General features: G+C 44.6%; 12 protein-coding genes. All 12 read left to right on the plus strand.

The features are described from left to right. Window positions 1-12: 12 nt before the first annotated feature. Window positions 13-1059 carry a galactitol-1-phosphate 5-dehydrogenase gene (locus tag UE46_RS02165; RefSeq protein ID WP_036060423.1) on the plus strand — a complete coding sequence of 349 codons (1047 nt, stop codon included), beginning with the start codon at window positions 13-15 and terminating at the stop codon, window positions 1057-1059. An 8-nt stretch (window positions 1060-1067) separates the two neighbouring features. Next, on the plus strand, window positions 1068-2099 hold the full coding sequence (locus tag UE46_RS02170; protein ID WP_036060422.1) for a zinc-binding dehydrogenase: 1032 nt from the start codon (window positions 1068-1070) through the stop codon (window positions 2097-2099). Window positions 2100-2300: 201 nt separating this feature from the next. Next, window positions 2301-2750 carry a ribose 5-phosphate isomerase B gene (gene rpiB, locus UE46_RS02175; protein WP_036060421.1) on the plus strand — a complete coding sequence of 150 codons (450 nt, stop codon included), beginning with the start codon at window positions 2301-2303 and terminating at the stop codon, window positions 2748-2750. Between the two features lie 10 nt (window positions 2751-2760). Then, window positions 2761-3414 carry a transaldolase family protein gene (locus UE46_RS02180; RefSeq protein ID WP_036060419.1) on the plus strand — a complete coding sequence of 218 codons (654 nt, stop codon included), beginning with the start codon at window positions 2761-2763 and terminating at the stop codon, window positions 3412-3414. Further along, on the plus strand, window positions 3415-4086 hold the full coding sequence (locus UE46_RS02185; RefSeq protein WP_036060416.1) for a ribulose-phosphate 3-epimerase: 672 nt from the start codon (window positions 3415-3417) through the stop codon (window positions 4084-4086). Between the two features lie 39 nt (window positions 4087-4125). Then, on the plus strand, window positions 4126-6147 hold the full coding sequence (tkt, locus tag UE46_RS02190) for a transketolase (protein ID WP_036060413.1): 2022 nt from the start codon (window positions 4126-4128) through the stop codon (window positions 6145-6147). After that, window positions 6144-6788: a ribulose-phosphate 3-epimerase gene (gene rpe, locus UE46_RS02195; protein WP_036060412.1), complete on the plus strand. Its 645-nt coding sequence runs from the start codon at window positions 6144-6146 to the stop codon at window positions 6786-6788. The genes tkt and rpe overlap by 4 nt, the downstream gene beginning before the upstream one ends. A gap of 201 nt (window positions 6789-6989) precedes the next feature. Then, window positions 6990-8024, plus strand: a complete 1035-nt coding sequence (locus UE46_RS02200; RefSeq protein ID WP_036060410.1) for a zinc-binding alcohol dehydrogenase family protein — start codon at window positions 6990-6992, stop codon at window positions 8022-8024. Then, window positions 8005-8523, plus strand: a complete 519-nt coding sequence (locus tag UE46_RS02205; protein WP_036060409.1) for a dihydrofolate reductase family protein — start codon at window positions 8005-8007, stop codon at window positions 8521-8523. The genes UE46_RS02200 and UE46_RS02205 overlap by 20 nt, the downstream gene beginning before the upstream one ends. 6 nt (window positions 8524-8529) lie before the next feature. Beyond that, entirely contained in the window at window positions 8530-9165 is a 636-nt protein-coding gene (locus UE46_RS02210) for an isochorismatase family protein (RefSeq protein ID WP_036060407.1), read from the plus strand. A gap of 22 nt (window positions 9166-9187) precedes the next feature. After that, on the plus strand, window positions 9188-9802 hold the full coding sequence (locus UE46_RS02215) for a DUF1648 domain-containing protein (RefSeq protein ID WP_036060404.1): 615 nt from the start codon (window positions 9188-9190) through the stop codon (window positions 9800-9802). Window positions 9803-9947: 145 nt separating this feature from the next. Beyond that, entirely contained in the window at window positions 9948-11570 is a 1623-nt protein-coding gene (locus UE46_RS02220) for a peptide ABC transporter substrate-binding protein (RefSeq protein WP_118907792.1), read from the plus strand. Window positions 11571-11590 lie beyond the last annotated feature (20 nt).

An 11590-nucleotide genomic window follows, 5' to 3' on the forward strand; every position in this document is an offset into this window, starting at 1 on the left:
GGAAGTTAGCAAATGCGAGCAGCGGTTTTATATGAAAATAATGAAATCAAGGCAGAGCAGGTGGAAGAAGCGGTTTGTGGCAAGGATGAAGTGCGCGTGAAAGTCATGGCAGCAGGGATTTGCGGTTCGGATATTCATAAAATGCAGACGCGGTGGAAATATCCACTTCCAGCAGTTATGGGACACGAATTTGCAGGTGTTGTTGTGGAAAAAGGCGTGGACGTGACGCGTGTTGCTATCGGTGAACGTGTGGCGGGAATCCCGCTTGTTCCTTGTGGGACATGTGAATATTGCCAACAAGGCGAGTTCTCCTTATGCGAAAATTATCGAATGGTAGGGTCACATTTTCACGGTGCTTTTGCGGAGAATGTGGTGCTTAAGGCGACCAATGTGATCGGAATCGGCGATATGGATTTTGAAGAGGCGGCGATGTTGGAACCACTTGCTGTGGCGATGCATGGCGTGTTAGGAATTAAGCCAGAGCTCGGCGATACGGTTGTTGTTTTTGGAATTGGAACGATCGGAATTCTTGTCGTGCAGTGTCTGCAATTGGCGGGCGTGAAGGATATTATCGCAGTGGATATTAGCAACGGAAAGTTGGCCGAGGCGAGCAAGTTTGGCTGTAGTTACACGATTAATCCGCTTCAGGAAGATTTGGCTGAAAAAGTGCGTGAATATACTGGTGGAAGTGGCGCGGATATTGCGCTTGAGTGTGCTGGTTCTAAGATCACGCAGGAACAATGTTTACGTGTAACGAAGAAAAAGGGGAAGATTGGGTATTTAGGCATTGCGTATGCGGACGTCCTGCTCCCCGAAGAAGCTTTTGAAAATATTTTCCGCCGTGAATTGACGCTGAAAGGCTTTTGGAATTCTTATTCAGCGCCATTTCCAGGGGAAGAGTGGACGACATCCATTGCTTTCGTGAATCAAGGGCGAATCAAGTTGAAACCGCTTATTTCTCATCGGTATAAAGTGGATCAGACGGCAGACGCTTTTGCGATGATTTTAGGGCGAAAAGAGGACTATAACAAAGTGATGATTTTACCACAGGAGGAGTGAGGGGAAACGTGAAAGCAGTTGTGAAAACAGAATCAGGATTTGACAAAATGGTATTGGAGAACGTTGCTGAGCCTGAAGTTTACGGCGATCGTGTGAAAATTAAAGTCGCCTATACAGGGATTTGCGGTTCCGATATTCATACGTTTAAAGGCGAATATGGAAACCCAACAACACCGGTGACGCTGGGGCATGAATTTTCTGGTGAGGTGGTTGCGATTGGGCCGGATGTGACGGAGCTTAAAATTGGCGACCGCGTAACAAGTGAGACGACTTTTGAAACGTGTGGGAAGTGTAAATTTTGCTTGGAAAAAGAGTATAATTTATGCGCGCACAGGCGTGGAATTGGAACGCAAGCGGACGGAAGTTTTGCGGAATATGTCTTGTCACGAGAGGAAAGCTGCCATAAGTTAGTGGATTCGATTTCGTATCAAGCCGCGGCGCTTACAGAACCACTTGCTTGTTGTGTCCATGCAGCGCTTGAAAAAACGACGATTGAGCCGACCGATCTTGTATTGATTTTCGGACCAGGACCGATCGGACTTCTACTCGCGCAAGTCGTGAAAGCGCAAGGGGCCAAGGTGATTATGGCGGGGATTACGAAGGACCGCGATCGCTTGGAGTTGGCGGCTGAACTAGGAATGGACCGAATTGTGGACACGATGCAGGAAGATTTGGGGGAAATAGTCTTTGCGATGACAGATGGCTATGGCGCAGATAAAGTATTTGATTGCTCAGGCGCTGTTCCCGCAGTGAATCAAGGACTTCCATTAACCGCGAAAAAAGGAACATTCGGCCAAGTTGGACTTTTTGCTGAAAAATGTAATCCAATTGATGAAGAATCGATTATTCAACGCGAAATCACATATATTGGCAGTCGTTCGCAGAAACCAAGTTCGTGGCATATCGCGCTTGATCTACTAGCGAATGGAAAAATTGATACGGAACGCATGATTACAAAAGTCTTTGACCTAGAAGAATGGCGTGACGGTTTTGAGGCCGTGATGGCGGGAAATGAGATTAAAGTTTTAGTGAAATCTTAAGAATAGGAGGATGGCAAAAATGCTGAACGAATTAAAAAAAGGACAACGAATACACAAGACCAAGCTGGCGAGCCCGTTCAAGCATATTGCTATCCTTTAAAAAGCAATAGATCTGATGTCATATTGGCGTATCACATGAGATCTGTTGCCATTCATTATACGCGAATCAGGGGTTAAAAATCTAGGATGAGGGTGAATAATATGAAATTAACTATTGGATGTGATCACGGAGGTAGACGATTAAAGGATGCCATTGTGACTCATTTGGAGGCGCGAGGCATTGATGTATCAGACATTGGAACGTATAGCGATGATAGTGTAGACTTTCCCTCTTATGCAGAGGAAGTGGCGCATCAAGTTGTTAGTGGTGAGGCCGATCTTGGCATTTTGTGTTGTGGTACTGGAATCGGGATGTCGATTGCGGCCAATAAAGTCGCAGGAATTCGAGCAGCTGTAGTCTCTGATTGCTTTAGCGCACAGGCGACACGGGAACATAATAACAGCAATATTCTGTGTCTCGGCGAGCGTGTAGTTGGCGAAGGGTTGGCGCTCCTCATTGTAGATACCTGGCTAGATGCGACATTTGGAGGCGAACGTCATGAACGCCGATTGCAAATGATCACAGATATCGAACTAAAAAACGAATCGTGAGGTGAAGGTAATGTTTTTAGATACAGCGAATATAACGGAGATCGAAGCGATGCTGGCATTTGGCTGGATAACGGGTGTTACGACAAACCCAACCTTACTTGCCAAAGAAAAAGGACGATCGCGTGCGGATATTTCCCGGGAAATATTATCGATTTTGAGTGAAGAACAGCGTCTTTTTATTCAAGCGACAGGCGAGACGCAAACGGAGCTATACGAAGATGCTCAAATAATTCTTTCAAAAGATGCCCGAATTGCGATTAAAATTCCTGCAGATGAGATAGGATTCCGCGTGATGACGCAATTAAAGCAAGAACGCCCAGATGTCGAAATTTTAGCCACGGCGATTTTTTCAGTAGAACAGAGTTATCTTGCGGCTCTTGCCGGATGCGATTGGGTAGCGCCTTACGTGAATCGAATGGCGAATCAAGGACTGCAACCAGCGCATGTGATAGCAGATACCGCCCAACTTTTTAAACAGCTTGGCGTACCGACAAAAATACTTGGAGCCAGTTTCAAAAATACAGCACAGATTACAGAAACACTTTTAGCTGGGGCGACAGATGTCACAATTCCAGCAGATTTAGTGACAGTGATGATGCAAAATAAGTTAGCAGCAGATAGCATCCACGCTTTCAATCTCGATGCAAAAGGAGGTCGTCGTTAAATGGCAACACGTATTGCAGCGTCTATCATGTGTGCCGATCAGCTACATATTGCAGACGAATTAGCAAGACTAGATGCAGCAGGAATCGATCTCCTACATTGCGATGTCATGGATGGCGTTTATGTCAACAACCTAGCGCTAGGCCCAGAATGGCTGGCTTCAGTGAAAAACGCGACCAATATCCCACTTGATATTCATTTGGCAACGATAGAGCCACTTAAATATATAGAATTGTTCGCCAAGATAAAACCAGAGTACATCTCTTTTCACGTAGAAGTTTGCGAAGATGTCTCGGCTGTTATTCAAAAAATCCGTGCTCACCACATCAAACCAGCCATCGCACTTAACCCAGAAACACCTCTCGAAGCTATTTTGCCGTACTTAAATGAAGTTGAGATGGTCTTGATGATGACGGTGAATCCCGGTTTTGCGGGTCAGAGTTTTCAAGTTGATGTGTTAGAAAAATTGCGTGCGTTAAAAGCGTTACTCGCAGACAACGCATATGCACCGTTAATCGAAGTGGACGGCAATATCAATGCCACAACGATCGGCAAAATGAGCGACTGTCTCCCAGATGTGTTCGTACTCGGAACGTCTGCTCTTTTTCACAAAAATGACAATAAAACCTATTCCGAACGCTGCGTCCAAATCTGGTCGCAAGTAGAAAGATAAATATTTATGTGCGAAAAATCACAATTAGGAGTGAATGTATTGAAAAAAACATTAGACCAACAAACGGTAGATACAATCCGAACTTTATCGATCGATATGATAGAAAAAGCAAACTCAGGACACCCAGGAATGCCGATGGGAGCAGCGCCAATGGCTTATATGCTTTGGGCCAAAAACCTCAAATTCAATCCGACGAACCCAAATTGGTTCAACCGCGATCGCTTTGTTTTAGCCGCAGGTCATGGATCAGCTTTATTATATAGCCTTACGCACTTATTTGGCTATGACTTAGAAATCAGCGACTTAAAGCAGTTCCGGCAGTACGAGAGTAGGACTCCGGGGCATCCAGAACATGGCTTTACAGCAGGTGTGGACGCAACAAGTGGCCCGCTTGGACAAGGAATTGCGATGGCTGCTGGAATGGCATTGGCCGAATCTCACCTTGCCGCGCAGTATAATAAGTCTGATTATCCGATAGTTGACCATTTTACTTACGCTATTTGTGGTGATGGCGATCTGATGGAAGGCGTGGCCGCAGAAACTGCCTCACTCGCTGGACATCTTCAGTTAGAAAAGCTGATTGTGCTTTACGATTCCAATGATATCTCACTTGACGGCGATTTAAGCGCCTCGTTTAGCGAGAGCGTACAACAGCGTTTCGAAGCTTACGGATGGGAAGTTTTACGCGTAGAAGATGGGAACGATTTAACGGAAATTCAAGCGCAGATTACTCAAGCAAAAAGGAGCGCAAAACCAACCTTAATAGAAGTGAAAACAGTCATCGGTTACGGAGCGCCAACAAAATCAGGAAGTTCTGCGAGCCACGGCGCACCACTTGGCACAGACGAAGCTGCTGCCGCAAAACAAGCTTACAACTGGAATCACGAACCTTTTACAGTACCTAAAGAAGTACAAGAATATCTCAAAAATTATCCCAAAATCGGTGCCGACAAAGAAGCGCAGTGGAATAATCTGATTGCGAATTATACAAAAGCCTATCCAGGTCTTGCCGCTGAATTCCAACGTGTTGTGAAAGGTGAATTATCAACAAAATGGCAATCCGAATTCCCGACTTTTGATGGCGCTGACAATAAAAAAATAGCAACCCGAACTGCATCTGGAAAAATGATTAATGCATTGGCAACTAAGCTTCCTGAATTATTCGGCGGTTCCGCAGATCTAGGCTGCTCCAACAAAACATTTATCGACGATAGTCCAGCTTACACTGCAAAAAATCCATCAGGACGTAACATCTGGTTCGGCGTCCGCGAATTTGCGATGGGAGCAATGTTGAACGGAATGGCATTGCATGGCGGACTTAACGTTTTTGGCTCCACATTTTTCGTCTTTTCTGATTATATGCGTCCAGCAATCCGAATGGCGGCACTTATGAAACTGCCTGTGACCTACGTTTTCACACACGATAGCATCGCAGTCGGCGAAGATGGTCCAACACATGAGCCAATCGAACATTTGGCGTCACTAAGAGCAATGCCAGGCCTCTCGATTATCCGTCCAGCCGATGCCAAAGAAACCCGCACAGCATGGTCGCTTGCAGCAGAAAATAAAGAAGGTCCCATCGCGCTCATCCTATCTCGCCAAGACTTGCCGGTGCTTTCAAATCCACAAGAAAACATCGATGAAGGCGTCAAAAATGGCGGGTACACAGTCTCACCATCGCGCCAAGCCATCCCAGAAGCCGTCCTGATTGCGACAGGTTCCGAAGTCGCGCTTGCCTTAGAAACCCAACAAGTTTTGCAGAACCAATACAACATCGATGCTTCCGTCGTGAGCTTACCAAGTTGGGACCGCTTTGCTAAGACTGCCGAGACCTATCAAGAAAGCGTGTTGCCAAGCGCGGTGAAAGCACGAATCTCTATCGAAGCCGGCGCCACATTCGGATGGAAAGCATTCACAGGAACATCTGGACTCAACATTGGTATCGATCACTTCGGCGACTCAGCCCCAGCGGATAAACTTTTTGAAGCGTATGGTCTTAGCGCGCCGATCATCGCGGAAAAAACAGCTAACCTGCTCGCAAAAGAAGGTGTACAATCATGACACTTATTGCCCCGTCCCTTCTCGCGGCGGACTATCTAAAACTAGGCGAGGAAATCAAAAGAATGGAATCAGCGGGTGTCGATTATTTGCATATCGATGTGATGGATGGACATTTTGTACCCAACCTCACATTCGGTATCGACATGGTTGCTCAGATTGCAAAAAGCACCACCGTCCCGCTCGATGTCCACCTCATGCTCGCCGAACCAGAACGCTATATCGAGGCATTCGCTAACGCAGGAGCGGCGATTATTTCCGTGCATATTGAGGCTTGTACACACATCCATGCGACTCTAAAAGCAATCAAGAAAACAGGCGCGAAAGCAGGTGTTGTCTTAAATCCGGGCACACCAGCCGAAGCCTTGAACGCCGTCTTATCAGAAGCCGACCTAATCCTTCAAATGACAGTAAATCCAGGCTTCGGCGGTCAGAGCTTCATCCCAGAAACGCTCGAAAACATTGAAAAACTAGCTACTTGGCGCACAGAGAATAATTATAACTACCTGATCGAAGTGGACGGAGGAATCAATCAAGAAACCGCCGAGTTGGCAAAAAAAGCGGGTACGGATGTCCTAGTTGCAGGCTCTTACCTGTTTCATTCACCAAATTTAGAAATAGCAATAACGGACATGAGAAGATAAAATTTTTTTGTGTTCACTTTATTGCCAAATAGGACATGAAAAAGATTTTTCTTTTCACGTCCTATTTCTTTTGTTACCCTTAAAATAAGAAACCACAAGCGAACTTCACCGTTCGTTTTTTGTAGTACCACAAAAAATTCCCCAATCCACGCATTATTTCCAATGAGACGGGGAATAATAAAGAAGCGAGGTGTTGTAAATATGAAAGCAGTAGGATTGTACAAATATCTACCAATCGAAGCCGAAGAAAGTTTTCTTGATCTCACACTTGATAAACCAAAAGCAAGCGGACACGATCTACTAGTCAAAATCCAAGCCATTTCGGTCAACCCAGTAGACACAAAACTGCGAGCACCGAAAGATATAGTGGAGGAAACGCCGCGAATTCTCGGTTGGGATGCTGTCGGGATTGTCACAGAAATCGGTGACGCTGTTGAATTATTCCAAGTTGGTGACGCCGTATATTACGCTGGGGATGTGACGCGACAAGGATGCTACGCCGAATTCCAGCTCATCGATGAACATTTAGTTGGCCCAAAACCAGCAAACTTATCTATCGAAGAAGCCGCTGCGATGCCACTCACACTCATAACGGCATGGGAAGCGCTATTTGATCGCATTAGAATCATTCCTGACGCGGATGCAGGAAAGTCGCTCCTAATTATCAATGGTTCCGGCGGTGTGGGCTCCATCGCAACGCAAATCGCCGCATGGGCCGGTCTTGAAGTCATCGTGACGGCTTCTCGAGACGAGACGGTAGCTTGGTCAAAACAGCAAGGCGCGACGCATGTTATCAATCATCGGGAACCCCTTTTGCCACAATTAAAAGCACTCGGTTTTGACGGTGTAGACTATATTTTATGCCTACATAACACGGATGCTTACTGGGACGCGATGCAAGAAATTATTTTACCGCAAGGTCATATTTGTTCGATCGTAGAACTCCAAAACCCAGTATCCATGAGCCTCATCAAAGACAAAAGCGTGACGGTTAGCTACGAGTTCATGTTCACCCGATCCAAATACAATACGTCCGATAAAGTACGCCAGCACGATATTTTAACAAAAGCTGCAGAATTATTTGAAGCAGGATTTTTAAAATCAACATTGAACCAGACCTTAACGCCAATAAACGCCACAACGATAAAAGAAGCCCACCGAATTTTAGAATCAGGGAAGTCGATCGGAAAACTAGTAGTGAAGGGATTTGACGAGGATGACAAAAAAGAAAATTGAGTTATTCATTGCGATGAGTTTAGACGGATATATAGCGGACACACAAGGAAGCGTCGGCTGGTTGGAAGAGATTGAAGGCACTGGTGACAACGGTTATACGACTTTTCTGAATGAAATCGATACCGTCGTGATGGGGCACACAACCTACAAGCAATTATTCACGCTCACCGATACATTTCCATATAGCAAGAAGCATGTTTATGTTTTTTCCAATGAAAAAGCGGGTACAAAAGATGAAAATGCAGCATTTGTAAATGGCTCCGTCGAAAATTGGCTTGAGACAACAGAAGGCAAGAGCATTTGGCTTGTCGGTGGTGCGCAGCTCGTGAAGAAATTTTTGGAAGAAAAACAAATCGATCGCTTTATCATCACCGTTGCACCAATCATACTTGGAGACGGTATCCCACTTTTTGAAAAAGGCGCACGGGAACAACTATTATTAGAAGAAGTCGTTCAATATGGCCAATTCACGCAGATGACATATCGCAAAAAGGAGTAATCAATCATGAAAATAGCAACATTTGATGTCGACGTACAAAAAGGTTTCACACCACTTTGCCCAGACGAACTTCCAATTCCAGAAGGAGATCGCATCGTTCCAGAGCTAGAATTTATGGCAACAACGGGAAGTGTTCGGATAGGTAGCAAAGACGCACATCCAGAACAGGCGGTATGGACAGTCGCAACCCCTGAAGAAATGCTAAAGCCGCTCGATTTTCCAGATGCCGACCTCACTTGGGTGAAGCACTGTATTTCGGGAACGCCGGGCTTTGAATTACTAGAAGGCCTGCCACATCCATCCGATTATGATTTTTTCGTTTGGAAGGGTATGGAACCAGATTTACATCCATACGGGGCGTGTTATCACGACATCCGCGAGAAGCTCTCGACTGGTGTAATCGAATTTCTAAGAGCGCAAGAAGTAGATCTTATCATTGTTGGCGGATTAGCCTTTGATTTTTGTGTAAAAACGACGGTAGACCAGCTTTCACGAGCCGGTTTTGCGGTTGTTGTATATTTGCCTGCGACACGTGCTTTGACAGAGCGCGGTTATCACGACACAGCAGCGCATCTGGGAACCTTAAAAAACGTCAGGATAGCCAAGGACCGAGCTGAATTAGCCACGTATCGCCAAACTTAATTTTAGGAAAGAGGCGAGACGAATGAAAAGAATTGGAATGTTTCCAAGCATGGTTATTTTTTCGACACTAGTTTTAACCTTAGCAACGTATCCGCTACTCCCAAGCGAAGTAGCAGTACATTTTGGAACGGATTTCTCACCAGATATGTTCGTCCAAAAGTGGCTTGGCTTAATTTTAATTCCTTTCCTTATGGTGATGTTTACCGGCACAGAATACTACGGGAAAGAGAAAGTAAAACCAGATAATCGATTAGAGTTTGAATACATGTTCTACGCATTACTAATCCTGCTCGCCATTATTCAAGTAACGATCATCCTGTTTAGCCTAGGCTATGAAATACCAACAGGCCGCTACAGTTTATTACTTGTCGGCGCGCTCCTAGTTTTAACCGCATTGTATCTTTCAAATTCTAAAAAAATATTCCTATGGCTCACATTAATTGGCTTTAAAAAGATAGACGCAAGATCACGAAATAGCTTGAGAAAAATAACTGTTATAACACTATCCGTAGTTGGCTTTACTTTTTTACTTTTAGGTATTTTCATGTTCAACGATCCATCTATTATCATGCTCGCAGCCCTGTTATCGATGACCGTTGTTATCGTTGGATCAGGCGTATACTTAAACAAAAAATAGTACAGTTCCAGTTTACAATGAATACAGTTTATGGTTTAATTAAAGCCAAAGAGGTGTCTCTTTAAAAGGAGAGATACCTCTGGGCTTTTTTAGCTCGAAAAAAAAGGGGGACATAATTTTGCGCAAAAAAACAGTAAGCATCCTAATGCTCTTAGGACTTCTACTACTTGCCGCATGTCAGTCAAAAGAGGTAGTAAAAGACGCTGAAAAAGAGGATAAAGATAACATCATCAACATCATGGAAACAGGCGAAATACCAGGCGTCAATCCAACGACGGCAGATAATAGCGTTAGTTTTAGAGCAATCAATCAAGTATACGAAGGATTATACCGTTTAGATAAAGATGGCAAGCCCGCACTCGCAATGGCGGCCGCTGAGCCAGAAGAAAAAAACGGCGGTAAAACGCTGATTTATAAAATTCGCGAAGACGCCAAGTGGTCAAACGGAACATCAGTAACCGCAGCCGATTTCGAATACGCGTGGAAGAAAGTCGTTGATCCAAAATCAACCGCTGCATATGGCCCGCAAATGGAAGAAATCGTAAAAAATGCAACGCAAATTTTAAATGGTGAGATGGACCCAGATCAATTAGGGGTCAAAGCCCTAGACGACAAGACGCTACAAGTCGACCTCGAAAACCCAGTGCCAATCTTCAAGGACCTACTCACAACAGGCACATTCTTCCCACAAAACCAAGCATACATCGAGAAACAAGGAAAACGCTACGCCCTATCAAGCGAAAACCTGATTTCTAACGGCCCATTCAAACTAGAAAATTGGGATGCGACGAAAAAAACATGGGATTACGTTAAAAATAATAAATACTGGGATAAAAAGAACGTGAAAGCTGATAAAATCCACGTACAAGTCGTAAAAGACACAAATCAGGCGTTAAACCTGTATACAACTGGAAAGCTCGACCGTATCGAACTAGATGGTGAATTTGTTTCCAAATATAAAGATGACGTCGATTTCCACAAAACATTCACAGGTCGCTCCATTTACCTCAAAATGAACCAAGGAAAAGATGGCGATACGACCGACTTAGCCAACCTCAACATTCGCCGCGGCTTAGCTATGGCAATCGATAAACAAGCAATGGTCGACCGCTTACTTGCCAATGGATCAACAGTATTAAACGGAAATGTTCCCGCAAAAATCATGTTCGATCCAAAAACAAAAGAAGATTTCCGCAAACAAAACGGCGATCTCCTGAGTTACAACCCCACAGAAGCTAAAAAATATTGGCAAGCAGGCCTAAAAGAAATCGGTAAGACGGAATTAACAATCGCGTTAACAGCAGGCGATTCATCCCTACAAAAACAACAAACCGAGTTCATGCAAGACCAGCTCCAAAAACATCTACCAGGACTTAAAATAAACATCAAAACCGTCACCCAAAAAGCAAGTTTCGTAGCAGATGTTAGTCAAGATTACGAAATGCTGCTCGGCGGTTGGAGCGGAGACTACTCAGATCCACTCACCTATCTGAACCTATTCCTAACCGATAGCCCTGGAAATCACACTGGTTTCTCCAACGCAGAGTATGACAAATTAGTGCTCGGTGCAAAAGGAAGCCTCTCCAACGACCCAGAAAAACGCTGGGAGGCACTTCTAAAAGCAGAACAAATTTTGCTTAAAGATAATGCAGCACTCGTACCACTATACCAAGGTGGCCGAGCTTACCTACAAAAAGCCACATTACAAAATTATATCGCGTATCCAATCGGCTCCGAAAATTACAAATGGATGTCAAAAGCGAAGTAATAAATCAAATACATTTCAAA

It is taken from the genome of Listeria weihenstephanensis (genome assembly GCF_003534205.1).
Classification (GTDB): domain Bacteria; phylum Bacillota; class Bacilli; order Lactobacillales; family Listeriaceae; genus Listeria_A; species Listeria_A weihenstephanensis.

Coding starts and splice junctions, on each gene's coding strand:
- UE46_RS02165 (WP_036060423.1), top strand. CDS start 13: ATGCGAGCAGCGGTTTTATATGAAAATAATGAAATCAAGGCAGAGCAG.
- rpiB (WP_036060421.1), top strand. CDS start 2,301: ATGAAATTAACTATTGGATGTGATCACGGAGGTAGACGATTAAAGGAT.
- UE46_RS02180 (WP_036060419.1), top strand. CDS start 2,761: ATGTTTTTAGATACAGCGAATATAACGGAGATCGAAGCGATGCTGGCA.
- UE46_RS02185 (WP_036060416.1), top strand. CDS start 3,415: ATGGCAACACGTATTGCAGCGTCTATCATGTGTGCCGATCAGCTACAT.
- rpe (WP_036060412.1), top strand. CDS start 6,144: ATGACACTTATTGCCCCGTCCCTTCTCGCGGCGGACTATCTAAAACTA.
- UE46_RS02200 (WP_036060410.1), top strand. CDS start 6,990: ATGAAAGCAGTAGGATTGTACAAATATCTACCAATCGAAGCCGAAGAA.
- UE46_RS02205 (WP_036060409.1), top strand. CDS start 8,005: ATGACAAAAAAGAAAATTGAGTTATTCATTGCGATGAGTTTAGACGGA.
- UE46_RS02210 (WP_036060407.1), top strand. CDS start 8,530: ATGAAAATAGCAACATTTGATGTCGACGTACAAAAAGGTTTCACACCA.
- UE46_RS02215 (WP_036060404.1), top strand. CDS start 9,188: ATGAAAAGAATTGGAATGTTTCCAAGCATGGTTATTTTTTCGACACTA.
- UE46_RS02220 (WP_118907792.1), top strand. CDS start 9,948: ATGCTCTTAGGACTTCTACTACTTGCCGCATGTCAGTCAAAAGAGGTA.